The following is a 25,070-nucleotide window of genomic DNA, read 5'->3' as shown; positions in this document are numbered from 1 at the left end:
TTATTTGTACAACTCATATATTGAACTGAACTTATAGCATTTAAGCCTACAAACCACTTGGTTTCACTTTTAAGCGAACCTTTAACCAAACTGGGCTTGATGCAGTCGGCTGTATGAGCCTTTACGCGCGAGTAGTTCTTCATGACTTCCTTGTTCGGCTACGCTGCCGTTCTCCACCACTACGATACGATCGGCGTGTCTGATCGTCGCCAGACGATGGGCGATCACCAATGTCGTACGTCCTTGGGCCAGCTCGGACAACGCCAGTTGAATGGCAGCTTCCGTCTCGGTATCGAGTGCGGAGGTAGCTTCATCCAGAATGAGAATTGGCGGGTTTTTCAGGATCATTCTTGCGATGGACAAACGTTGCTTCTGTCCGCCGGACAGTTTCACGCCACGTTCACCGATCATGGTGTCCAGTCTATCTGGCTGGGATTGTACCAGCTCTTCCAGTTGAGCCCGGCGAATGGCTTGCCAGATTTCTTCATCGGAAGCATTCAGTTTGCCGTATGCAATATTTTCGCGAATCGTTCCGTCAAACAGGAAAATATCCTGCTGTACAATCCCGATATGGGAGCGCAGTGATTCCAGTGTCATGTCCTTCACCGGAATGCCATCAATGGAGATATGTCCCGCATCCACATCGTAGAAACGTGGGATCAGACTGCATAACGTCGTTTTACCTCCGCCCGAAGGTCCAACCAGAGCAACCGTCTGGCCTGCCTGAATATCCAGATTGACCTGAGACAGCGTAGGTTTGTGTTCTCCATAAGAAAAGGTAACGTTATGGAAGGTAATATCGCCTTTGACATTCGGAATCGGTTTCGCCTGAGGAGTATCTTCTACATCTGGTACAGCCTCAAGCAACTCCAGGTAACGTCTGAATCCGGCGATGCCTTTGGGATACGTCTCGATGACGGAGTTAATCTTCTCAATCGGCCCGAGGAATACATTGGATAACATCACAAAAGCGATGAATTCCCCGTAGGTCATACTTCCTTGAATAACAAACCAGGTTCCGCACACCAGTACAAACAGCGATACAAATTTCATCAGGATAAAACTGAGTGAAGAGTTCCAGGCCATGATACGGTAGGTGATTAGTTTCGTAAGCCGGAAACGTTCGTTATTCTCAACGAAACGTCCTACTTCATGTTTTTCATTGGCAAAAGCTTGTACCACACGGATGCCGCTCACATTGTTCTCAACCCGTGCATTATAATCGGCGATATCTGCAAACATACGCTTGAACGCCTTGGACATTTTGCGACTGAAATACAGCGACAGGTAGATCATCAGCGGCACAATGATGAACGTCATCACAGCGAGTTGCCAGTTGATCCCCAGCATAATACCGAAAGCTCCGGCCAGTGTCATGAAGGCGATGAATAAGTCCTCGGGTCCGTGATGTGCGATCTCACCAATATCCATCAGATCGTTGGTCATGCGGGAGACCAGATGTCCGGTCTTATTGTTATCGAAGAAACGGAAGGACTGCTTCTGTACACGCTGAAACAGTTCACGCCGCATATCGGATTCGATGTTAATGCCAAGCTTGTGGCCCCAGTAGGTCACTGCATAATGGAAAAAGGAACTGAGCAGGTAGATGCCGAGCAACCCAACACACGCTGCTAAGATCATGGACCAATTGCCAGCCGGAAGCAGTTGATCGACCACCCGGTTCACGGCGAGTGGAAAGGCCAGCTCCAGCAGAGCGGCGGCGATGGCACAGGAGAAGTCCAAGATAAAGAGCCTTTTGTAAGGACGATAATAAGACATAAAACGGCGAAGCATATGTAAGTCCTCCTCGATATGACACAAATGCCCGAGCAGGCTGATTAGCCTGTCCGGACACCTGTTTCATGCTTATGTTATTTACGGTTTTGCTCGGCACGTTCTACGATCATATCGGCGAATTCCTCAGCCTGACCTTGAATCGCAATCGGGTCGAAGTACCAGTAACGGTCTTCCAGCAACTCATACACCTGATTGTTTTTTACAGCCGGCAGGGATTGCCAGATGGAGTCACCTTGGTAATTTTTATTGTTCTCTCCAACGGTTAAAAAGATATGATCCCCTGCATAATCACCAACAACTTCAAGCGAAATTTCTTTCCATTGGGTATCACCCATCAGTTCTTTTTTGGTGATTTCGAGTGGGGCAAGTTGCAAAGCACGGTAAACCGCTTGTCCTCCTCGACCAAAATTGTCTCCATATCCATAATAACTCTTGTCGGATACCTCAAGGATGGAGAAGGTTTCCTCCGGTTTAATGACTGTTTTCACCTTAGCGCGAGCGGCTTCAATCCGTTCATCGTACGTTTTCAGCCAAGCTTCGGCTGCTTCGGATTTGTTCATCAGCTCTCCGAATCCCCGGATTTCGTCATGCACATTGGTGAATGTACCATACGGAATGACCACGGTAGGTGCGATTTTTTTATAACTTTCAATCTCTTCGGCTTGATCAGAGTAGGTAATGATCAGATCCGGGTTCAAGGCAACAACCTTCTCCATGGATACCGCCGCCCGATCACCAATACTCTCTATGCCCGCCACCTGATCTGCATAGAACGGGTTTTCCAAATAATATTGAACAGCACCAACGGGTTTCACACCCAGTGCAAGCAGATCACTTACGTACATATCGGTAACGATTCGTTTCGGTTCAGCCGGTATCTCAATATCCCCGCTTAATGACTTGTAGATTCGTGTAGCATTTGAATTGTCTGTACCGGACGACGTGTCTGTATTCGTCTCGGAAGATGCTGTCGTCGTTTCGGTTCCCGCTGCCGATGTCTGTTCAGTGGCAGTCGAGCCCGTTCCGCTGCTACAAGCAGCCAGAATCATAATGATGGCGAGCATAAGCAGCAAGCCGGAAAAGCGTTTTTTTACAGCAAACATATTTTTGTTCCCCCTATGTACAATCAATAATGATTATTATTCTCATTAATAACATAGAGGAAGATGTGATATTTGTACATGGACAACTATGATCACTACTGCATGGACAATTATGATGTCAGGTGATGCATGATATGCTGCAATTGCTCCATAACGGACAAGGGATCAAATCCATAGAACATGTCGGCATCAATCTCGTATACACGTCCTTCACGAACGGCGGAGAGGGTCCCCCAGGATTCCTGATTCAGCAGGTTATCCAGCATTTCTCGTTCGGCAGGTTCCTCAGGGAAGGCGACAAACATGTGATCTGCGGCATACAAGTGAATCTCGGACAACGGAACATGAACGTACCCCGTGAGTAACTGTCCATCCTGCTCCATACGTGAGGGTGGAGTGAAGCCCAGCGATTGATACAGCACATGAGAAGCTCTGCCCCAGCCATGACCATAGATATAAGCGCCGTCTTCTCCAATCATAAACATGCAAACGGCGGAACCACGTGTTCCTTCCATCTGTTGGTCCAACGTATAATTGGCCTCTTGCTCAAGTTGATGATATCGATCTAACAACTCCTGTGCATTGGACTCAAGCCCAGTAATTCTGCCCAAATGAAGAAGCTGCTCCTGCCAATCGAGTTCCTCAAAGGGCATCAGAATGGTCGGTGCGATCAGACGTAGTTCATCGGAAGCGGGATGCGGTGCATATCCGACAATGACATCGGGCTGAGCGTTTGCAATCAGATCCGTATGTTTAACCAGCTCGTATTCGGAATGTTGCTCAAATTGCTCATGACCATGTTCACCACGTTTTTCTTCCATCCAGCTGGCGACGGCACCCATGTGGGGAGTGTGGCCCAATGCCAGAAGTGAGGCTGTATAATTGTAAGTCAAAGATACAATCTTTTTGGGCATTTTCCGGTAGTGTGTTGGTGCCGATCCAACCATCTGTTTGAATTTGCGGCTCAGATAGAAAGTGTCCCTGTAGCCTGTCAGTTGTGCAATCTCCTGTAGTGTAGGGTTCGCGAACAACAGATGTTCTTGAGCCATCCTGATTCTGAGACGAGTCACATATTCAACAAACGTAAGACCAGTATGTTTCTTGAACTCCCGTGAAAAATGCTCAGGGCTCACATTTGCATCCCGTGCCAATTGTTCGCGGCTTAACGGATGGGTATACATCTGATGGATATGTCTGAGCACGGCATCGAGCCAGGAGTGATCTTCATGAGCAGAGTGAGCCACATGATCCCGCAAAATATCCAGTAACTCATAGAAAAGCATATGTGGCCTGAATGGGCTGGAATCAAGGCCCTTTGAACTTGCTTGAACCAGCTCTAGTGCCCTATCAGTGAGAGTACGACTCGCAATGGGAGCTGGTATCCCGAACGGCCAGAATAGCTGTTCATTTTCCGTGAAATCAAAAGCAATAGCAATGCCCTGTATTGGCGACAGAGTGCCGCGATTGTTCTCGTGCTGAAGCAGGCTTCCAGCTTGCCGAACGACTGCACAGCCTGCATTTAATGTCAGTTTACCCTCTTCACTAATCAGCCTGGCCTGGCCAGCAGTAATGACGTATAGTACGTGAAGTGTGCTCCACATCTCATCTATGCGGGAGAATGCCTCGCGGTCGTGAAGCTGCACCAGATGGCACAGCTTGAAAAGGGCAACAGGTACGGACTGAATCTTCTGCAAGGAAATGGGACGGGACAGCGATTTTTTATGATAAATGGGCTTGGAAATATTCATTAGATAACTGTCTCCTTACATAAGTCAGCAGAGGCATTATTCGTCTCATGCCCCTGGTGTACTGGCGTAATTCTCGGATCTCGACTATTATGCAGTATATACTATAAACGAAGTGACGTGGATGGACAGATTGAACAAATCAACTTTTTCTATGAAAAATAGATAAAGTGGTTGAAATCGCTATCAACACCGACTATAATGAAAATGTCGAAACGTTTCAATCTGACGTTTACTGCCAGTTTCATTGTGTTAGGCACAAACTGTTCAGGGGGCGTCAGATTGAAATACGCGTCATAACCATCATTAATGGTACGGATTGGAATGAGGTACTTCAACAGTGGTACCGGAAGGATCGAAACAAGGATTTTTTTTGAGAATACCTCGAAACGTTTCGATTGACATCCATAGCTATGATATGTACAAAGATTAATAAACGATAATGAAGGATTTAGTGGTTGTTCTAACCATGTATCGTATAGAATGTAGATAACCTTGAATTTGTTTTAGTTTAGAAGGAGCGAACGTGGAATGGCAACGATTAAGGATGTGGCAAAGCTGGCAGGTGTAGCACTCTCGACTGCTTCCTATGCGCTGAGCGGGGATAGCAAGGTTAGTGCCAAGACCAAGGCTAAAGTGCTTGAGGCAGCACGAGAACTGAATTACCGCAAGAACGGCTTTGCCATGGACCTGAAACGGAGCCGGACGAACACGATCGCTTTGATCCTGACCGATCTGTCGGGCCCGTATTACTCGGAGTTGATCCGTAGTGTACAGGATGTAGCCCTCGCAAACGGGTATGACCTAATTGCTTGCAGCTCCATGGGTGGACGGGATTCAACGGCAGTGCGATTTTTGCGTGAAAAAAGAGTAGATGGAGCCATCATCCTGGCGCATAACATTCATGATGATATTCTGGTAGAATCTGCCGGTCATCGTTTCCCCATCATTGTGATGGATCGTCAGCTGTCGAGTGACCATTTGGTCAACGTGCTGGTGGATGGAGAGCAGGGCGGTTACCTTGCAACCCGCCACCTGATTCAGGCGGGACATCAGAAGATTGCTTATATCAGTGGCCCATCCAACTCGTATGACAACGCGCTCCGTTACCAAGGGTATCTGCGAGCGATGCGGGAAGCGGGACTTGAAGAAAAGTCCAAATGGCGTCTGAACGGTAACTTTGTGCGTGAGGGCGGATACAGTGCAACCAAAATGATGATCATGCAGGGCGAGCTTCCCTCAGCGGTATTTTACGGTAACGATGAGATGGCGATTGGCGGCCTGAAAGCATTGGAAGAGCGTGGTATATCGGTGCCGAATGATATTTCCGTGATCGGTTTCGACGATATTCAGTTGTCCGAATATGTGCATCCACCGCTGACAACGATACGCCAGCCGAAGCATGAAGCTGGGTCGCTCGCCGGACATCTGTTATTCCAGATGCTCAATGGCGAAGCGGTTGACCCTTCATATACGTTAACGATTAATATGATCGAGCGCAGCTCTGTACGTTCGGTTTAGACCGAGTCTGAACAACAAAGAACTGCCTGCATGCGGGAAGTAAAAGTTTAATGATGGGGTTATCGTCCGGACGGGCTGTAAAAAGCCGGTTTGAAGAGGCCCCTATTCTTTTTCAAAATTATCGAAACGTTTCGATTTTAACTAATTCAAGGAGTGAACCTTATGACAACGATGATTAATGAACCGATCCGCTTAAGTGCCGGAGAGTTATCTTTTACCTTTTTGAACAGTGGCGACCTATACCAGGCTACATCCGGTACAACCATGCTGAACCAGTTGCTCAGCAACCAGATTGATGGATCTCTGAACAACCTGTACCTGCGTGTACATGAGGGGGAGAATATCAGCTCGTTCCCGTTGCTCGGTGTACGTTCGAACAGCAAGGTGATTACAAGCAAAGCACAGTCCAGCAACCAGTTGATCTGGGAGGGCACAGTCCAGCTTGAAGGTAGCGAACAAGGCATTGGCTATCAGGTCGTATTTACGGCTACACCGCAAGGTGTATGGTTCTGGGATGTGAAGCTCACAGGACAACAACATAACGTAGACGTGGTGTACGGACAGGATGTAGGTCTTGCTGATCCAGGTGCGGTACGCAGCAATGAAGCTTATCTGTCACAATACATTGACCATACGGTGTTTGAAGATGAAGCGAAAGGTTATGTCGTTTGTTCCCGTCAAAACCAGCCTCAGGGCGGTGCATTTCCTTATATGCAACAAGGTTCCCTGACGAAAGCAGTCGGTTACTCCACAGATGGATTCCAATTCTTCGGTCTGTCGTACAAGGAAACGAATCAACCAGAGAGCTTGAAGCGCCCAACGCTGGCAAATGAGACGTATCAGTATGAATTTGCCTACACGGCGCTGCAATCTGAACTGCTGAATCTGAACGGAGAAGCACAGGTGGTCTTTTATGGGCTAGCGAAGCCTAATCATGCGGAAGGAATCTCTGCACTGGAATTCGGAGATGAAGTTACAGCAGCATGGAATGAAGTACAGGCTCTGACTGTGGAAAACGGAGATACGTTGGAACAGGTAAAACTCTCCTCTTTCTTGGGCGAACCGCTGGTTACACTTGATCTGACACAAGATGAGATTCATGATCTGTTCCCTGATCGTCATCAGGAAGAGCACAGCGGTGAGGAACTGTTATCCTTCTTCACAGGCAGCTATGAACATATCGTTCTGAAAGCAAAAGAATTGCTCGTAGAGCGTCCGCACGGTCACATTCTGATGAGTGGTGGCAACGTGCAACTTGGAGCACAGGTTATTACGACAACATCGTATATGTACGGTATTTTCAACTCACAACTCGTTATTGGTAACACCAATTTTAATAAAATGATCAGTAATGCCCGCAATGCATTGAACGTACCGAAGACGGCCGGACAACGCATTTATGTGGAAATGGACGGACAATATCGTCTGCTGACGATGCCTTCCCTGTTCGAAATTGGCTTTAACTATGTACGTTGGATCTACAAAACGGCATCCGATACGATCATCGTGACCAATTACACAGGCGCACATACTACGGAAGTAAGCATGAACGTACGCTCCACAAGTGGCGCGGCATACCGTTACCTGGTAACAAACCAGATTACGATGAATGTGAATGAATACGAGTATCCACTGCATATGACGCAGGACGGCGATACATTGATCTTCAAGGCTGATCCACAAGCGATTAGTGCTGGAACGTATCCGGATCTGCAATACCGTATGTCGGTGGATGGCGCGACTGTAAATGTAGGTGACGAAACGTTGCTGGCAAGTGGTATCCGCAGTGGTTCCGCATCACTGGTTACCCTTAGTCTGGAAGCGAGTGCTGAATGGACGCTGAAGGTACAGGGGGTATTGGAAGGTCAAGCGGATAGCGGAGTGGTAGCAGGTTCAAGCCTTACTTTTGAAGAGGAAGTGCAGGCATACCGCGAGTTCTTCGCAGGTGTGATGAACGGGTTCCGTTTGTCCCGTGGAGAAGGTCAGAGTGCTGAGGATCTGTTCAAAGTAAATGCGCTGGCTTGGTGGTACACCCACAACATGCTGGTTCACTACTCCGTGCCTCACGGTTTGGAGCAGTACGGCGGTGCAGCTTGGGGTACACGGGATGTATGCCAAGGTCCGGTGGAGTACTTTATGGCAACGCAAAAATATGAGCAAGTTCGCGATATCATCAAAATGGTTTATACCCACCAATATGAAGATGATGGCAACTGGCCGCAATGGTTCATGTTTGATAAATACTTTGCGATCCAACAGGAAGAGAGCCATGGCGACATCATCGTATGGCCGCTGAAAGTGCTGGCGGATTACCTGACAGCGACTCGCGACTATGCAATCCTGGATGAGAAAGTACCTTATACGGTTAAACATAGCTTCGGGTTCACGGAAGAAACAGCAACGGTACTGGATCACGCGAAAAAAGAAATCGAATATATCCGTTCGCACTTCCTGCACGATACGTTCCTGTCTTCCTACGGAGATGGCGACTGGGATGATACGCTCCAACCAGCCAATGCACAGCTGAAGCAATACATGGTGAGCAGTTGGACGGTGGCATTGACGTATCAGTCCGTGAATGTGCTCTCGCAAGCACTGAAATTCAAGGATGCGGACTTTGCACAGGAGCTGGATGTGCTGGCTCAAGGCATTCGTGAGGACTTTAACCGTTACATGCTGGGCACAGATGTGATTCCAGGTTTTGTATACATGGAAGAAGCCGACCAAGCGAAGCTGATGCTTCATCCAACGGATACAGAGACAGGTATTCAATATCGCCTGTTGCCAATGACGCGCAGCATGATTGGTGAGTTGCTGAATGCGGAGCAAGCAGAGTCTCATTACGCATTGATCCGTGAACAGTTCCTGTGCCCGGATGGCGTGCGTCTGATGAATCGTCCGGCTCAGTATGCTGGCGGAGTAAGCACACACTTCAAACGTGCAGAGCAAGCATCCAACTTCGGTCGGGAAATTGGGTTGCAATATGTACACGCTCATATCCGTTACGTAGAAGCGATGGCGAAGCTAGGTAAGACAGATCAGGTGTGGAATGGTCTCGCGATGATCAACCCGGTTGGTATCGGCGAGGTTGTACCTAACGCAGAGATTCGCCAAGCGAACTCATACTTCAGTAGTTCGGACGGTAAGTTTAATACGCGTTACGAGGCACAGGAGCATTTTGACCAGCTTCGTAAAGGTACTGTACAAGTGAAAGGCGGATGGAGAATCTACTCCAGCGGTCCTGGAATCTACATGAACCAGCTGATCTCCAATGCACTTGGCATTCGTCAAGAGGGCGGCGATCTGGTCATTGACCCGGTATTGCCAGCTGAGCTGAACGGCATGCAATTCGAATTTGAGTATGCAGGTGAGCCGGTGACGTTTATCTATCACTTGAACGAAGGTGCTGTGAGCCGTGTAGCGGTGAACGGCAAAGACATTCGCACCGAGCGTACAGCGAACCGTTACCGTCAGGGCGGGGTCTGCATCTCGCTTGATGAGTTCAGACAAGCACGCAGTGCAACTGAGCGTACGGTTGTTGATATCTATATGTAATCTCATAGCATGATGTACACCAAGGTCATCCTCCTTTATTCAAAGGCGGGATGGCCTTTTTGCCATACGCTCTTACGATTGCTTACCGCAGTGGAACTGCCAGCAACGTATGTAACAGCTCATTATGCCGCACATGCTTTGTTACGTAGCCCTGTTGTTCCAACCAGCCGCATAGCTTACTGAGTAGAGGGAAGTGACGTTCGCGCAAGGCGCGCAGCTGTTCCTCGTGTCCTGTGGTTTCTGCCTGTCGAATATAGGAATCACGGTGAGTCGCATCAACAAACATCAGATCGGTTAGACCGATACGTCCGCGCGAGGTTAATACCCGCTGCATCTCCTGTAAGGCCAGTAGTTGCTGGTCTGGACTCAGATGATGGAAAGCAAAGCTGGATACAACAAAATCGAAGGAATGATCGGCAAAAGGCAGCGCCAGAAAATTCCCAAGTTTCACATGCATCTCGGGATATTTGATACGACATCTGCGCAGCATCTCCCGGGATTGGTCGATTGCAGTCATGTCTGCGCCGTGCTGTAGCAGTTTCCCAGCCAGATTACCTGTGCCTGTACCAATATCGAGTCCTTTCTCACCAAGGGTGGGAGAGATCCATTGAGCCGTCTGTTCGAGCGCTTCCTCATAGTTGTGATACAGATAAAAGGAAGACTGTACCGTATCATTGGAATCGCTTGGCGCGGAATGATCTGCATCCTGGTGTGGATGTGAAACTTCATTCTCATCGCTTATAGGCGAGGGGGTGGCTGAATGATGCCTGCCCTCTATGCTGGGGTGTTCAGTACTGACTCTGCCTTCTGCCTGCACTCGTTGATCATGGATGGCTGCCTGCGTGTCATAATTCCACCGATCATGCCAGTTCTGCCGGGCTTCGCGCAGGCGACGGGCACTGTCCGCGAGATCGTGTAGATGGCTGACATCCAGCGGACCGTCCTGACGATTCAGGTCAATCATGCGCTGGGTTGTATCCATCATACGTTTCAACTCAATCCACTGGGCATACATGACGGCCTGTTGCAGCTCCAGATATTCTTCCAGCTGTTGCTGATTCCCTTGATCAATCTCTCCGAGCGCGTGTGTTATATCCTGTAGGGACATGCCAATCTCACGCAGCGCAGCAATGGTCTGAAGCCGCCAGATATCATTCTCGGTATAGGTACGATACCCGTTACTGGACTGTTTGGCGGGGAGAATTAATCCTTTTTCTTCATAAAAACGAATGGCTCTTGCCGATATACCAAGCCTGCTTGCTGCCTCTTTGATATTCATCATGCATCCCCTCCTTATCGGACCAGTATAAACCATGACGTTACGGCAATGTTAAGTGTTTTTCTCATTTTGCTAAAAGGTTCAAGACCGAGCGGAATTTTAGTCAAAGCTGAGGCTATGCTACAATATATAGAACGAACATATGTAAACAATGAAGCAAACGAACAACGTATTTCTAAAGTTTCATAAATTTCTTAACTTTCTTAAATCTCCCGACGTTGTAACGTACAGCGTTGTCGACTATAGCACGAAAGGTTGAATTATTATGCTTACCAGCCATACATTTACGATTCGTCCATCGGAGATTAAAGATGCAGCCCAGCTAATGGGGTTGGATGCCCTGGTATGGGACAAATACACCTCTCCTGCACCGATGCATTGGCGCTCCAGACAGCAATATCTGCAGCATTGCCCGCCAGGCAGTCAATTGATTGCGGTGCAGGGAGAGCGGGTATGTGGTTATGTGGGCTTTCAGCCAGCCACAGGTATGCCGGTCAATCGTCATGTCTACGAGATTCATATTGCAGTTCACCCTCATGATCGGCGTTGTGGCATTGCCACAGCTTTGATGGATGCTATCAAGCAGCATGCGGCCCAACAAGGTGTTCGCAAGCTCAGGCTGCGCGTGCTCTCCAGCAATCCGGGAGCCATCACGTTTTATACACAGTGTGGGTTTGTGACGGAAGGCAGGTTGGTGTCTGAGTTTTATATCGGCGGCAAGTATGTGGACGATATTCTTATGGGTTATTTTATCCAGACCAAATAGAAACTAGCTGAGGAGGAGGAGGAACAACGATGGACATGGGACTTCAAGGTAAAAAAGCGCTGGTGTTGGCTTCCAGTCGAGGGCTGGGCAAAGCGGTAGCCGCTCAATTGGCAGCAGAAGGTGCTGACGTCATGCTTGCCAGCCGAAGCGAAGAAAAGCTTACAGCAGTGAAGCAGGAGCTTCTGGCGCTTGGTGGTGGTGGACGTGTGGAATATTGTGCAACCGATGTGACACGCAAGGAAGATATTGAGGCTCTGATTCACAAGACAGCAGAAATGTTCGGACAGATTGATATTCTGGTGAACAATTCGGGTGGCCCGCCATCGGGTTCATTTGAGTCACTGACGGATGAAGATTGGGAGCGTGCATTTGAATTAAATGTACTCAGTTATGTAAGGCTGATTCGCGGTGCTCTTCCTTATATGAAAGAAAGCGGAGGACACATTGTGAATATCGCTTCAACTTCGGTGAAGCAGCCCATTCCGGGTCTGGTGCTGTCCAACACGTTCCGTACCGGCGTGTTTGGATTGGCGAAGACGTTATCCCAGGAGCTGGCTCCATACGGAATTTTGATCAACACGGTGGCGCCGGGTCGTATTGCAACAGACCGCATTCGTGAGCTGGATGCAGCACGGGCAGAGCAGAACGGAGTCAGTGAGGACGAAGTCTCTGAACAGTTCCGCAAGGAGATTCCACTGGGCCGTTATGGTCAACCAGAGGAGTTTGCCAAAGCGGTGGTGTTCCTGTTATCCGGGGCCAATACGTACATTACCGGAACCTCATTGATCGTGGATGGTGGAATGGTCCGAGCCCTATAAAAGTCATTGAATACAATAACATAAATACCCTCTGTCACCACATTCCGTGGAGATCGAGGGTATTCGTGTTGATCTATTATGTTGGGAGAGATCACTCCCGATTCATTATGTAAGCGAATTAGCGCAAGAGTTCCCATTCATGCTGAAGCATGCCGTATACTGCATGGTTCACGTAACCTTTAGGCAACTTCTCTGCCTGGCGAATGACACCTTCGAGAACAAATCCGAGTCTTTCAGGGATGGCACGACTCCGTTTATTGTTTGTTGCCGAGCGAATCTCGACGCGATTTAGATCCAGTGTGACTAGTGCATAATCAACCAGAACGCGACAAGCACTTGTCATCAAACCCTGACCCTCAAAACCTTTGCCAAGCCAATATCCGATGCTTACCGAGCGGTTGGTCCAGTTAATTTCGTGGAATCCGATGACGCCTGCGAGATCGCCTTTTAACCATACGCCGGCGGTGAAGCCGCCATTTTCAGCACCTTGTTTTAATGCGTTAGTAATGAAGTTTGAGGTGTGTTCCACTTCTGTCACATGATCCACCCACGGCAACCAATGTCTCAATTGATCCCGCGAGCGATCCGTCAGTTCAAACAGCGGTTTGGTATGTTCCATGGCCAGTGGCCGGAGTTCGGTATATTCATCCAATGAATAGGTAAACATGAATGCAACCTTCTTTCTTTATAAATTAGTGATTAACGGGAAGTCTTGGGTAACTTTTGCTCCAGTGCAAACAGGTCTTCTTCCATTGAGGCCATGCGTTGATTGACTGTTGTGCGTGCGTCACGGAGTGCCTGATTATATATGTAGGGAGCGAGCTGTGTCATGAACAGGTCGAGGACACCCCAAGCGGCCAGATCGCCGAGCTCTTCGCCACGTTCCTCTTCGAAATACGACTGGATGGTGCGAATGGCTTCATCCTGCTGTTCTTTGGTCAGTTTAAGCGTGTTCAATGGGAAACCCTCCCTTTAATTTGTTTTTACTATCATGCTACATGATTCGAGCGAACCCGTCAAAATGGTTTTTGGCCTATTTATGCACGGCTGATCCTGACTTTGGTGCCGTTCTTTATTGAACTCCTCCCCCGTTAAAGGTATATTTAAATGAAACGCGTACGAAACTTTCCAAGAAAATAGATTTTTTCAGGAAATGACTTCGTTATTAAGGAATTATAGCCGGAATTGCTGCAATTCCCGAAGGCTCCAATCCATTCATGAAAGGTTTGATACCTGTGGACAATCGTACAACCCCACCTAACTTTATCAAAAATATTATTACCGAAGATCTCCGGTCTGGGAAAGTCCAGGAAGTTATTACCCGTTTTCCTCCGGAACCGAACGGTTATCTGCATATCGGCCATGCCAAGGCGATCTGGATTAACTTTACGCTGGGCGGCGAATTTGGCGGCAAAACGAATCTGCGCTTTGATGACACGAATCCGGTCAAGGAAGATGTAGAATACGTTCAATCGATTCAGGAAGACGTGAAATGGCTCGGATACGAGTGGAACGAGAAACGTTTTGCCTCGGATTATTTTGATGAGATGTACAACCGTGCTGTTTTGTTGATTAAAAAAGGAAAAGCCTACATCGACGACCAAAGCGCCGACGAAATCCGTCAAATGCGCGGAACGCTAACGGAGCCGGGCAAGAACAGCCCGTACCGTGATCGTTCGGTGGAAGAGAATCTCGACCTGTTCACACGTATGCGTGCAGGCGAATTCAAGAACGGAGAGAAAGTGCTGCGTGCCAAGATCGATATGTCTGCACCGAATATCAACCTGCGCGATCCGGTGATTTACCGGATTTCACACGCACACCATCATAACACGGGTGACAAATGGTGTATCTATCCAATGTACGCCTTCGCTCACCCGCTCGAAGATGCGATTGAAGGTGTAACGCACTCCCTTTGTTCGCTGGAGTTTGAGGATCAACGCCCATTCTACGATTGGGTTATTGCGGAATGTGAGATGGAGAGTAAGCCGCGTCAATACGAATTTGGCCGCCTGAACCTGTCCCAGATGGTGACAAGCAAGCGGAAGCTGAAACTGCTCGTGGACGAAGGCCATGTGGATGGATGGGATGATCCACGTATGCCGACAATTTCGGGTCTGCGCCGCCGGGGATATACACCGGAAGCCATTCGTGATTTTGTATTCGAAACAGGCATTTCCAAGAGCCAAGGGGTTATCGACCTGCAAACGCTGGAGCACTTTGTACGTGAAGACTTGAAACTGAAAGCTCCACGCACGATGGCTGTCTTGCACCCGCTTAAAGTGGTTATTACCAACTACCCTGAAGGACAAGTGGAATGGCTCGAAGCAGAGAACAATGTGGAGAACCCAGAGATGGGTAATCGCCAAATTCCGTTCTCCCGTGAGATTTATATTGAACAAGACGATTTCATGGAAAATCCGCCGAACAAATACTTCCGTTTGTTCCCTGGCAACGAAGTTCGTCTGAAACATGCATACTTCATCAAATGTAATGATGTGATCAAGGACGCAGAAGGCAATGTGACCGAGATTCATTGTACCTATGATGTAGAGACGAAGAGCGGCAGTGGATTCACAGGCCGTAAAGTTAAAGGTACGATCCACTGGGTAGAAGCGACTCAAGCGGTACCTGCTGAATTCCGTCTGTATGAGCCTTTGATCCTGGATGAAGCACCGGAAGCAGAGGTGGAAGTGGCAGTAGCTGGAGCTGAAACTGAGGTTGTGGAAGAGCAACCGGAGAAAACGTTCCTGGATCAACTGAACCCGAACTCCCTTGAGGTTGTACACGGGTATGTGGAGCAAGAAATGAAGGAAGCGAACGCGCAGGATAAATTCCAATTCTTCCGTCATGGTTACTTCAGTGTAGATCCAAAACATTCCGAGCCAGGTCGTCCGGTATTTAACCGGGTTGTATCCCTGAAAAGCTCATTCCAACTGCCGAAGGCATAATGTGAAGCGTATAGGTAGGACGATAGGTTAGCAGTAAACTTAAATCTATGAACGTAAAAGGCGTCTCCAGGGCAATAAGCCAATGGAGACGCCTTTTTCTTGTGCGCCTGCAATTGCTAAAGAAGGTTGTACTGGTACAAGTCCTGGTTCTGTGTGGATACACAAGAAAATAATTATTAATACAACGGGATACTAAAATGAACATTTTTCCAACTTTCGACGTTTAAGTTAATGTGAACAATAATTCCAAGGAGGAATCAAGATGAAGCGATTTGTTTCTTTATTGTTGATGTTAACTTTAGTTGTCTGTGTAGGATCCGTTGCATCTGCTGCTTTGGACCAATCCCTAATGGATCTCCCTTTTAAGGAACGTGCGGCAAATGTGTATAATTCATCACTAAAAAAAGTTGAACTAAGTGTCATTAAGGAAGGAAAGTCAACAAAAACAACTTATAATTCCATTTATATCCCAGTGAAAGATGTTTTTAAACGATCCGGAGCAACGTTTGAATGGGATGGAAAGAAAAAAATCACCACGATTAAAAATGAAGGACAAGAACTGATTCTTAATTTCTCTGGCAAAGAAATCACAGCGGGTAAAAATCAAGTTGTGCTCCCTCAAGAGTGGGTACAGTTGAAAAACGGGGTCTCGAGTATTGACGCTTTTGTCTTAGTATATATTTTTGAATATGCTGCTGACGATTCCGATCAGGAAAGATTGGATTGGGAAGAAAAACTCAATTTTTTGGAAATCAATGAAACGACCGGACTTCCAGGATTAGATAAGTATATGCATGTGTTTGTTCAGTTTAATGATTAGTTAAAATCGTGTATTTTCTTTTGTTCAACTTTAAAATCTATAGAGAAACTAGCATAGTATTCATATTGTGATAGAACGAACTACAGCTCCGCTATATCCCCGGATTTCACCCTTTGAAAAGGGAATCAAGAAAATCCGGGGATAACAGCGATTGAAAGATTGTTCTGTCCTCGTAGTGCTCCAGTGGAAATCTCTTTCAACTTTTTCAAACAAAAGATTATCTGTCCTCATCCATATTACCCATCTCCGTCAATACAACCGGCTGATAGCCGTTACGTCGATTCGATAACCACATGATGCCAAATCCGACCGCGCCGATGAGCGAGAAGAATACGCCGATGCTATACATGATTTCCGCACCGAAGCTCTGGAACAACCAGCCGCCGAACAGACCGGCAATCACGCCGGAGAGACCGCCCCAGGCCATCGTATACACCGCTTGACCGGAGGAACGGTAAGGTCTTGGAATAAACAGCATGGTCAGTTGCGTACCCACATAGAAGTACCCACCAAACGTAATGGAGTGCATCAACTGAATGAATACAATCTCCAGCGGGTTGTTAGCCAGTGCCATGAGCTGCCAGCGCAGTGCAAACAGCAAACTGATCAAAATGAGAGATGCCAAGAGCATGCTCATCTTGCGTTTGAGTAGGCGGTCGAGCAGCAGGAATACGCCGACTTCGAGAATGGATGAGGTGAAGATGGCCCAGCCGACCATCTGTTTGTCGCCACCCATTTCTACAATATATAGTGACATAAAAGTACTGTTCATCGCATTAGGCACCGATACGAGTACACCCAGGCCGATAAATGCCATAAAATACGGATTGAACATGACTTTGCCAAACCGCCGAAAAGTAACCACGGGTGTATCCGAAGCGATCGGCTGTCTGGGTAGAAATACGGATAATACAAAGGCGGTGGCAATCATGCACGCAAATATAATGGATACACTGCCGATGCCAAAACGGTCAATGAGCGGTCCGGCTGCGACGGCAGTCAGTGCCCAACCGAGTGAACCCCAGAGCCGGAATGACCCAAATTTTTGGGTTGTACCATCGATATATCCGAGAATCAGGCTATTGGTTTGAGCAAATAATGGACTTTGAAAAAAATAAAAGAAAATCATGGCTACATAGATCCATGTATAAGTGGGCGCATAGAACACACCCTGGGCGAGCACAAATGTGCCTCCCATCATAATCATCAAAATGATGCGAATGTTGCGAGATTTATCGCTCCAGAAACCCCAGAATGGGTTGGCAAACAAGGATACAAAGGGCCCAATCGCCATGAGACTGCCAATCTCCAGTTTGGTCATGCCAATCTCTTGCAGGTAAAGCTGCAGGAATCCGGCGAAGATCGAGATGGCTCCATATATGAAAAAGTTATATAGTTTCAGAGAAACCAATGAGGGGTTGCCTCTTGAAGGTGCAGGTCTGTCCAATTAAGCCATTCCTTTCAAATGCATATTGTTCAATGTATCATTTGTTGAAAGGGGATTCAATGCATAGCGAACGTTTTGAAATTGATGCAGTCAAACACATATCGTGATCTGAAGGAGGATAACAACATGAACACGAGGGAGTGGACAGGCATCATATTGGCAGGAGGTTTATCCAGCCGCATGGGGACCAACAAGGCCATGCTGGAACTGAACGGTTCCCTTGTACTGCAACATGTCACCAAGGCCATGAGACCCGCCGTATCCCGTATCATCGTGGCTGCCGGACCCAATGTGACAACCTATGGTGCAATGGGCTACGACTGCGTTCAGGATCTCTATCCGGGGAAGGGGCCACTCGCCGGTCTTCACGCGGCACTGGAAGCTTCCGATACAGACTGGAATCTGGTATGCGCCTGCGATATGCCGCTCCTGCAAACGTCTTTTTTTGATGGAATAAAAAAACTGGTCGAATCGCATAACTCTTATTCTGCTATCGTTCCACGCGTGGATGGACATGTCCACCCTCTTTCAGGGGCTTACCACAAACGAGTGATCCCTGATCTCGAGCAGCGTCTGATACAGGATCATCTTCGAGTTATGCGATGGCTTGAAGAGATTGGTTGCTGTTATGTCGAAGCGGAAGAGCTTGAGAGAGCTGGCGTTCATAAACTAGCAATGCAAATGAGTAATATGAACACGCCGGAAGAGTACGAACGTATCCGTAATCAAGATTCTGGACTCGATTCAGATCTGTAGGATACAGGATCACCTGATGCATCTGCATGATGATTACGATATTGAAGCGGGCTTTGGCCTGTCCAACGTTTGAATTGTCTGCTGAAATGGGACAGATGGGTGTAACCGAGCTTCCACGCAATTTCCCCAAGCGACAGCTCTGGCTGTTCGATCAGTACTTTGGCCTCCTGCAACTTCAAGCTGGACAGGTAAGCCCTGGGCGACCGCCCGTACACCTTGCGAAAGACCTGTAGACCATATCCCGGGCTGATGCCAAAAGAGGATATAATCTGCTCTACTTTGACCGTGGATACACTGCTTTCCTTGGTTCGAAGCTGGGCATGGAATGCCTGCTTGATTGCCTCCGCTATAGCTCCCGCATAATGCATGGCTGTTGGAGCTGGTGCATGTGAAGCAGCAACGGAAGTGGTGGTCTCCGGTTCATTGTCAGCGGCTTGGGACAACAGGGCGAACAGTTCAAACATGCGGGCCTGCATGATCATTTTGTCAGTAGACGTGTAGGCTTCAGATACGTTAATCATCCCCATCCAACTCTCCAGCACAACGCGCAACTTCCTATTATCTGCCGTACCTGCTGCGTAGATTTGGCTATGCTGTGACATCAGCTTCAGGGTGAAGACTGGATCATCCACATTAAAGTGAGCGCTAAAATAAGTCATGCCTCCCGTGGATACACATTGATTCGTATGTTTGAACCCTGGAGGAATGAGAAGAATGGAACCTTCCTCCACGGTATAGGTAAAACCATGAATCACACTCTCCTGCGTACCTTCGATGATCAACATAATCTCAAAGCCCGGATGTGATTCCTCCGGCATCGCCCATCCATAGGGTACTTGTTGGCTGTGCGCACCATAGAATTTGATGTTACAGTCGATAATAGGCAGCCAGTGGGCCAGCGTATGGTGAGGCATTTCTCGGAGCTGTGATCGCATATCCATCATATTCACCTCGGAAAAGGGTAAAAACAACTTGCCTTATACAATCGGCACCCGTAGTATACTTCATTATAATCAGTTTAACGCAAGCATGGATAATCCATGGCACGTATCAGCGTTTGAAGTGGTTGCTGAACAATCCAAGTTCTTCAATCGGTAATAATGTAAACGCTACCATTATGGATTGGAATATGTCAACTCTTGCACACGTCAAGATCATTATATTTTCCACCTAAAAAGGAGATTAAATCATGGACAAATTATTATATGGTGTAGCTTACTATGATGAATATATGCCTTACGAAAGATTGGACAAGGACATTCAGATGATGAAGGATGCAGGGATCAACGTGGTCCGTATTGCAGAATCAACCTGGAGTACTCATGAACCACAGAATGGCGTATTTGATTTCTCTTCCGTAGACCGTGTGCTGGATGCCATGCATGAGGCAGGAATTCAGGTTATCGTAGGAACACCAACGTATGCTGTTCCAACGTGGATGGTTAAGGAACATCCGGACGTGCTGGCTACCACCTCACAGGGACCTGGCAAATATGGTGCAAGACAGATTATGGACATTACTCATCCAACCTATCTATTCTATGCCGAGCGGATCATACGCAAGCTGATCTCTCGGGTAAGCACACATCCAGCGGTAATTGGATATCAGACAGATAACGAGACGAAGCATTACAATACGGCCGGAGATAATGTCCAACTGCAATTCGTAAAATATATGCGTAACAAGTTCAGCTCCCTGGATGAGCTTAACAAGGAATTTGGTCTCGATTACTGGAGCAATCGAATCAATAGCTGGGAGGACTTCCCGTCTGTTGTAGGAACGATCAACGGCAGTCTTGGCGCTGAATTTGCCAAGTTCCAGCGACAGCTGGTAACCAACTTTTTGGCTTGGCAAGTGGGAATCGTGAATGAATACAAACAGGAAGGACAGTTTGTTACTCAGAATTTTGACTTTGACTGGCGTGGGTATTCGTACGGCATTCAAGGGGATGTGGATCATTTTGCCGCATCGAAGCCTTTTGACATTACCAGTGTGGACATCTACCATCCTTCCCAGGATGATCTGACGGGCATCGAGATTTCATTCGGCGGCGATGTGGCGCGTTCCACCAAACAATCGAACTATCTGGTGCTGGAGACCGAAGCCCAGGCGTTCTGGCATTGGGTTCCCTATCCGGGACAGCTACGTTTGCAGGCATTCAGTCATCTGGCATCGGGAGCGAACATGGTCGCTTACTGGCACTGGCATTCGTTGCACAATTCGTTTGAGACGTATTGGAAAGGTTTGCTCAGTCATGATTTCGAACCGAATCCGGTGTACAACGAAGCAAAGACCATTGGCAGGGATTTTGCCCGACTCAGTCCAAAGCTCGTTAATCTGAAGAAAAAGAATCGGGTAGCTGTGCTGTTCAGCAATGAGGCGCTCACATCGATTAAATGGTTTGGATTTAACTTCACCAGTGACAAGAACTACAATGACGTGGTGCGCTGGATGTACGATGAATTGTACAAGATGAACATTGGCTGTGACCTGATCGATCCATCGGTTGAGAGTTATGCGGGGTATGATGTGCTCGTTGTACCTGCTCTGTATGCAGCTTCGGATGCATTGTTGGAAAGATTAAATCAATTCGTACAGGATGGCGGACATATCGTCTACTCGTTCAAAAGCGGATTTGCAAATGAGCATATCAAGGTACGCTCTACCCGCCAGCCCGGCCTGATCAGTGAGGCATGCGGGATCAGCTATAACCTTTTTGTAGAGCCCAAACATGTCTCGCTGCGCGATGATCCATTCGAGGTTGGTCAGGAGCAGAACCAGATTCACACCTGGATGGAACTGATTACACCAACAACGGCTGAAGTACTTGCTTGGTATGATCATCCACATTGGGGCGAATATGCGGCAATTACCCAGAACACCTATGGAAAAGGCAAAGCAACCTATGTCGGATGTTATACCAGTTCTGCGGTGATCCGTAAGGTGTTGGAACGTGTCATGAAGGAAGCGGGCGTATGGGGAACTGAGCAGGAGCTGGCTTTTCCTATCATTGTGAAGACAGGTGTGAACGATCAAGGAAGCACGATTCGCTACTATTTCAATTACGCGGATGAGGCAACATCCTTCGTCAATGTCTATGGGGAAGGGACCGAACTTCTGGCAGGAACCCCGATTGTTGCGGGAGAGAAGATCGAACTTGAGCCATGGGGCATACGGATTATCGAACAATAATAGGAAATAATAGAGTAGGCAATGGATGCTGAACTATAAATTTACACAAAAACGGAGATGACAGAAATAACCTAACGAAGCGAAGCGTGCGCCTTTATCCCCGGATTTTCCCTTTTCAAAAAGGGAATCAGAAAAAATCTGGGGATAACAGCGATCGAAGGTTGTTCTGCCATCGAAGTGTCCGTGTAAATAGCATTAGTTGTAACATTTCCAAACGAATATAAAGACCAAAGCGCCCTCGGCTTCCATGCTGGGGCGTTTGTCTATTTTAGCTCAGGAGTGGATGCGCTGTGTTTACCGAATGTTATCGGAAGCTGACAGATCCTTTCAAACGCAGCATTCGCAATAAATTGATTCTTACCATGACGCTGCTGGCCGTTCTGCCCGTCATTGCCATGACCGCTATGGCAGCCGAGAATACCCGCTCTTCCATGGAAGAGGAGATTATGGAGACCAACCGAGCCAATATGAACTGGGCCTCCATCTATCTGGGTGAACAGTTCGCTCGCATGAACAATATTATCTATTCGATTCAGATCAGTGACGAATTGCATCAATATCTGGCGTTGAACGAGGAAGCGCCGGCAGCCAGCCGATTCGACGAACAGAAGGCCATGTTCAATATGCTGAACAGTGTATACTATTCTGCCGGCAATTATGTATTTGGCGTTGAACTGTATCTGAAAGAATTGGACACCCTGTTCACCTTCAACTCCATGGATTCTCGCATCAAGGCGGTATCGGAAATACCGGAGGGGTATCATGAGCTTTTTGCACAACATAAAGATTTTACGATTATCAATGATCCGGACGATCCGCAAAAGTTTCACATGACCCGTAGTATGAACCGCTTCGAGGATCAGGCACAGATCGGGGCCATCAGTCTGGAGGTCAAGTGGGCTGAGTTCAACCAGACCCTGGAGCTGCTGGATAGCCGTGGAGACTATGCGGTATACATTGCTGATAGCGCGGGTAGTCCGGTCTATCAACCAAACCAAGAGATTCAGCCGTCTGCGGAAGCAATGGAGAAATTGGCAAGCACGAAAGAAAGTTCGGGCTTCATACGGACAGCCAAAGAATATGTATTCTTTCACTCCATCGAGCCGTCAGGATTGCGTGTGATCAAGATTGTACCTGCCCATGTCGTTAACGAAAGTGCTTTGGACACGATGAAATACGGACTGGTTGTGGGTGGCCTGGCAACCGTCATATCTGTGGGACTGGCTGCGCTCGTGGCCTGGCGTACATCAAAGCCCATTGTCAGACTGGCGAATTCCATGAAGGGTATTCAGCTGATCAAGGACAGGGAAGTGGTACGAAGCGGCCGGGTAGATGAGATTGGTCTGCTGGAGAAAAATCTGCACGGCATGGCTAGTCGTATTCGGGAACATATTCGCGACAACTACCTAATGAATCTTGAGAAGCAGACGGCCGAGCTCAAAGCACTGCAATCCCAGATCCATCCGCATTTCCTGCAAAATACGTTGCAGATGATTGGCGGCATGGTCTACTCGCAAAAACCGGCAGACAGTTACAAAGTCATTCGAGCCTTAAGCGAGATGTTTCGTTATATTGTGCGCGCGCCGGATGGACTTGTCCCTCTACAGTCTGAACTCGATCAGTTGGAGCATTATATGCTGATTCAGAAGCAACGTTTTGCCGGCAGGCTTGAATATACCCTGGAGATTACCGGGGAACTTCGGGCATGTTATATTCCCAAGTTGTCTTTGCAACCCATTGTGGAGAACGCATTTTTACATGGATTGGAGAAGAAACCCGGCGAGTGGAAGCTGGGCATTGAAGTCGTCTGTGAACCTACAGATGTAACCATTCGAATTCGTGATAACGGCGTGGGTATGGATGCTGAGAAACTAACGGAGATGCAATCCAGACTGGAGCGGCTTACCTTGCAGGCAGATCGGGTGTGGAGTTCAGGTACAAGTATTGGACTGGTCAATGCTGCCTCACGAATTATAATGCATTTTGGACCTGAATATGGGATGAGCATGGAAAGTGAATACGGACAGGGGACAAGCGTTACGGTACGAATCCCCTGCAATACAGGAGGCGAAGCCTTGTGAACAAAGAACTGTACAGAGTGCTGCTAGTGGACGATGAACCGTGGAACCGGGATATTTTGCGCAACCTGGGAGATTGGAATGAACTCGGCATGACCGTTGCAGGTGAGGCAGAGGATGGTGAGCAGGCCATACAACTGGTCAAGCAGCATCAGCCTCACATTATCATTACGGATATGCGCATGCCCGGTACAGACGGTGTGGAGCTGCTACAGACGCTGAGCGGACAGTACCCACAGATCAAGGTGATCGTGGTGAGCGGATATGACGACTTCAATTATGCAAAACATGCAATCCGCCATCGGGCTGCAGATTATCTGCTCAAACCGGTGAATCCGGATGAACTGAATGGTGTACTTGCCAAATGTGCAAAAGAGTTGGAAAAGGTTGAATCAGCGCCTGAATCATGGGAATCGTATCCTTCTACGTTCGCAGGTGAGTTCTCCCTGTTTCAGCAGCAGGCTCGCTTGCGGTTTAATGACCTGAACGTTCAGAGTCTGCGTGAGTGGTTCCAACAATTGCAGCAGAAGCTGGAACGATTCGAGATTAACAGACCTCGGCAGCTTGGAAGGGTGGCTCATGAACTACAGGCTTTGTTGGATGAACTGTGCGTCTCCAATGGCTTGTACGAGCGGCCCGAAGCAACGGCGCTACCTCCTTCAACAGCGCTGGCTTCCATCGAATCCACGATCACATGGATTTCGACTCCATACTACCAGGCTTTGGAGCAGCTGATTGCGCAGCGTAAATTCAAGAACAAGCTGAACCTGAATGAGGTAAAGCAATATATTGAGCAGCACTGTATGGAGATGATTACGCTGGAGCAGCTCGCCCAGATCTTTTTTGTCAGCAAGGAATATCTCAGCAAGGTATTCAAGAAAGAGTACGATGTGAACGTGACCGACTATGTTGTCCAATTACGTATGACGAGAGCGAAAGAATGGGTGATGGATGAACAGATTCCGTTCAAGCATGTTGCCGAGATGGCGGGTTATGAGGATGTGTCCTACTTCTATCGGGTATTCAAGAAGCATTTCGGAGTATCTCCAGGGGAGATGCGGAAGGGACAAGCTCGTATGTCAGGCAATTCAGGCAGTAGCACGGAATGAGTCGTTTGAGAGAGCATTTGTGGCAGGATTAAGGTTTAAAATAATCCAATACACAAGTCTAATTTTGTCCAATGAAGCGCTTTCATTTTCTGATATATAATGAGCCTATGAAAGACAAACCAGTTACACACC

At 47.8% G+C, this 25,070-nt stretch carries 18 protein-coding genes; 10 read left to right on the top strand and 8 right to left on the bottom strand.

The features are described 5' to 3' along the window. Positions 1-81: 81 nt before the first annotated feature. The 3 genes from QNO02_RS27855 to QNO02_RS27845 all read right to left on the bottom strand — a co-directional run bounded on the left by QNO02_RS27855 (position 82) and on the right by QNO02_RS27845 (position 4,648). Positions 82-1,794, bottom strand: coding sequence for an ABC transporter ATP-binding protein (locus QNO02_RS27855; protein ID WP_289390545.1), 1,713 nt, complete (start codon positions 1,792-1,794; stop codon positions 82-84). A 77-nt stretch (positions 1,795-1,871) separates the two neighbouring features. After that, on the bottom strand, positions 1,872-2,900 hold the full coding sequence (locus tag QNO02_RS27850) for an ABC transporter substrate-binding protein (RefSeq protein ID WP_289390544.1): 1,029 nt from the start codon (positions 2,898-2,900) through the stop codon (positions 1,872-1,874). Positions 2,901-3,010: 110 nt separating this feature from the next. Then, a complete protein-coding gene (locus tag QNO02_RS27845; RefSeq protein ID WP_289390543.1) occupies positions 3,011-4,648 on the bottom strand; it encodes an AraC family transcriptional regulator in 1,638 nt (545 codons plus the stop codon). A 528-nt stretch (positions 4,649-5,176) separates the two neighbouring features. On the opposite strand from QNO02_RS27845, the gene QNO02_RS27840 reads away from it, so the two are divergent. Both QNO02_RS27840 and QNO02_RS27835 read left to right on the top strand, forming a co-directional pair. Further along, a complete protein-coding gene (locus QNO02_RS27840; protein ID WP_091012843.1) occupies positions 5,177-6,166 on the top strand; it encodes a LacI family DNA-binding transcriptional regulator in 990 nt (329 codons plus the stop codon). A 162-nt stretch (positions 6,167-6,328) separates the two neighbouring features. Further along, entirely contained in the window at positions 6,329-9,721 is a 3,393-nt protein-coding gene (locus QNO02_RS27835; RefSeq protein ID WP_289390542.1) for a GH36-type glycosyl hydrolase domain-containing protein, read from the top strand. An 82-nt stretch (positions 9,722-9,803) separates the two neighbouring features. On the opposite strand, the gene QNO02_RS27830 is transcribed toward QNO02_RS27835, so the two are convergent. Next, complete coding sequence (locus QNO02_RS27830; RefSeq protein ID WP_289390541.1) at positions 9,804-11,003, bottom strand: methyltransferase domain-containing protein; 1,200 nt, start codon at positions 11,001-11,003, stop codon at positions 9,804-9,806. Between the two features lie 262 nt (positions 11,004-11,265). Between QNO02_RS27830 and QNO02_RS27825 the strand changes: the two genes are divergently transcribed. Together QNO02_RS27825 and QNO02_RS27820 are read left to right on the top strand one after the other, a co-directional pair. After that, positions 11,266-11,766, top strand: a complete 501-nt coding sequence (locus tag QNO02_RS27825; protein ID WP_249912701.1) for a GNAT family N-acetyltransferase — start codon at positions 11,266-11,268, stop codon at positions 11,764-11,766. A gap of 29 nt (positions 11,767-11,795) precedes the next feature. Then, a complete protein-coding gene (locus QNO02_RS27820; protein WP_289390540.1) occupies positions 11,796-12,584 on the top strand; it encodes an SDR family oxidoreductase in 789 nt (262 codons plus the stop codon). Between the two features lie 118 nt (positions 12,585-12,702). Here QNO02_RS27820 and QNO02_RS27815 read toward each other — a convergent pair whose 3' ends face one another. Together QNO02_RS27815 and QNO02_RS27810 are read right to left on the bottom strand one after the other, a co-directional pair. Beyond that, a complete protein-coding gene (locus QNO02_RS27815; RefSeq protein WP_124116580.1) occupies positions 12,703-13,251 on the bottom strand; it encodes a GNAT family N-acetyltransferase in 549 nt (182 codons plus the stop codon). 32 nt (positions 13,252-13,283) lie between these two features. Continuing rightward, a complete protein-coding gene (locus QNO02_RS27810) occupies positions 13,284-13,541 on the bottom strand; it encodes a DUF2164 domain-containing protein (protein WP_133386130.1) in 258 nt (85 codons plus the stop codon). 260 nt (positions 13,542-13,801) lie between these two features. Here QNO02_RS27810 and QNO02_RS27805 point away from each other — a divergent pair, with 260 nt between their 5' ends. After that, a complete protein-coding gene (locus QNO02_RS27805; RefSeq protein ID WP_249912699.1) occupies positions 13,802-15,535 on the top strand; it encodes a glutamine--tRNA ligase/YqeY domain fusion protein in 1,734 nt (577 codons plus the stop codon). Between the two features lie 262 nt (positions 15,536-15,797). After that, entirely contained in the window at positions 15,798-16,355 is a 558-nt protein-coding gene (locus tag QNO02_RS27800) for a stalk domain-containing protein (RefSeq protein WP_133386128.1), read from the top strand. A 217-nt stretch (positions 16,356-16,572) separates the two neighbouring features. On the opposite strand, the gene QNO02_RS27795 is transcribed toward QNO02_RS27800, so the two are convergent. After that, the gene (locus QNO02_RS27795) at positions 16,573-17,766 is read right to left on the bottom strand and encodes an MFS transporter (protein WP_091036174.1); all 1,194 of its coding nucleotides are present in this window, start codon (positions 17,764-17,766) and stop codon (positions 16,573-16,575) included. 162 nt (positions 17,767-17,928) lie between these two features. On the opposite strand from QNO02_RS27795, the gene mobA reads away from it, so the two are divergent. After that, positions 17,929-18,558, top strand: a complete 630-nt coding sequence (gene mobA, locus QNO02_RS27790; protein ID WP_289390539.1) for a molybdenum cofactor guanylyltransferase — start codon at positions 17,929-17,931, stop codon at positions 18,556-18,558. Here the strand turns inward: mobA and QNO02_RS27785 are convergent. Next, positions 18,528-19,499: an AraC family transcriptional regulator gene (locus tag QNO02_RS27785; protein WP_133386423.1), complete on the bottom strand. Its 972-nt coding sequence runs from the start codon at positions 19,497-19,499 to the stop codon at positions 18,528-18,530. The two genes, mobA and QNO02_RS27785, sit on opposite strands and share 31 nt — an antisense overlap. Before the next feature lie 248 nt (positions 19,500-19,747). On the opposite strand from QNO02_RS27785, the gene QNO02_RS27780 reads away from it, so the two are divergent. From QNO02_RS27780 to QNO02_RS27770, 3 genes are all read left to right on the top strand, one after another. Further along, positions 19,748-21,751, top strand: coding sequence for a beta-galactosidase (locus tag QNO02_RS27780; RefSeq protein WP_289390538.1), 2,004 nt, complete (start codon positions 19,748-19,750; stop codon positions 21,749-21,751). 290 nt (positions 21,752-22,041) lie between these two features. Then, complete coding sequence (locus QNO02_RS27775) at positions 22,042-23,832, top strand: sensor histidine kinase (RefSeq protein ID WP_133386125.1); 1,791 nt, start codon at positions 22,042-22,044, stop codon at positions 23,830-23,832. Then, positions 23,829-24,938: a response regulator gene (locus QNO02_RS27770; RefSeq protein WP_289390537.1), complete on the top strand. Its 1,110-nt coding sequence runs from the start codon at positions 23,829-23,831 to the stop codon at positions 24,936-24,938. The genes QNO02_RS27775 and QNO02_RS27770 overlap by 4 nt, the downstream gene beginning before the upstream one ends. Positions 24,939-25,070: the final 132 nt, after the last annotated feature.

This window comes from Paenibacillus sp. PK1-4R (assembly GCF_030369595.1).
Taxonomy (GTDB): domain Bacteria; phylum Bacillota; class Bacilli; order Paenibacillales; family Paenibacillaceae; genus Paenibacillus.
The sequence above is the reverse complement of the archived record's forward strand: the minus strand, read 5'-3'. Positions and strand labels throughout refer to the sequence as shown.

Bases quoted from the DNA above. Each gene is read 5' to 3' on its own strand.
- QNO02_RS27855 (WP_289390545.1), bottom strand. From the start codon at position 1,794: ATGCTTCGCCGTTTTATGTCTTATTATCGTCCTTACAAAAGGCTCTTT.
- QNO02_RS27850 (WP_289390544.1), bottom strand. From the start codon at position 2,900: ATGTTTGCTGTAAAAAAACGCTTTTCCGGCTTGCTGCTTATGCTCGCC.
- QNO02_RS27845 (WP_289390543.1), bottom strand. From the start codon at position 4,648: ATGAATATTTCCAAGCCCATTTATCATAAAAAATCGCTGTCCCGTCCC.
- QNO02_RS27840 (WP_091012843.1), top strand. From the start codon at position 5,177: ATGGCAACGATTAAGGATGTGGCAAAGCTGGCAGGTGTAGCACTCTCG.
- QNO02_RS27835 (WP_289390542.1), top strand. From the start codon at position 6,329: ATGACAACGATGATTAATGAACCGATCCGCTTAAGTGCCGGAGAGTTA.
- QNO02_RS27830 (WP_289390541.1), bottom strand. From the start codon at position 11,003: ATGATGAATATCAAAGAGGCAGCAAGCAGGCTTGGTATATCGGCAAGA.
- QNO02_RS27825 (WP_249912701.1), top strand. From the start codon at position 11,266: ATGCTTACCAGCCATACATTTACGATTCGTCCATCGGAGATTAAAGAT.
- QNO02_RS27820 (WP_289390540.1), top strand. From the start codon at position 11,796: ATGGACATGGGACTTCAAGGTAAAAAAGCGCTGGTGTTGGCTTCCAGT.
- QNO02_RS27815 (WP_124116580.1), bottom strand. From the start codon at position 13,251: ATGTTTACCTATTCATTGGATGAATATACCGAACTCCGGCCACTGGCC.
- QNO02_RS27805 (WP_249912699.1), top strand. From the start codon at position 13,802: ATGAAAGGTTTGATACCTGTGGACAATCGTACAACCCCACCTAACTTT.
- QNO02_RS27800 (WP_133386128.1), top strand. From the start codon at position 15,798: ATGAAGCGATTTGTTTCTTTATTGTTGATGTTAACTTTAGTTGTCTGT.
- mobA (WP_289390539.1), top strand. From the start codon at position 17,929: ATGAACACGAGGGAGTGGACAGGCATCATATTGGCAGGAGGTTTATCC.
- QNO02_RS27785 (WP_133386423.1), bottom strand. From the start codon at position 19,499: ATGGATATGCGATCACAGCTCCGAGAAATGCCTCACCATACGCTGGCC.
- QNO02_RS27780 (WP_289390538.1), top strand. From the start codon at position 19,748: ATGGACAAATTATTATATGGTGTAGCTTACTATGATGAATATATGCCT.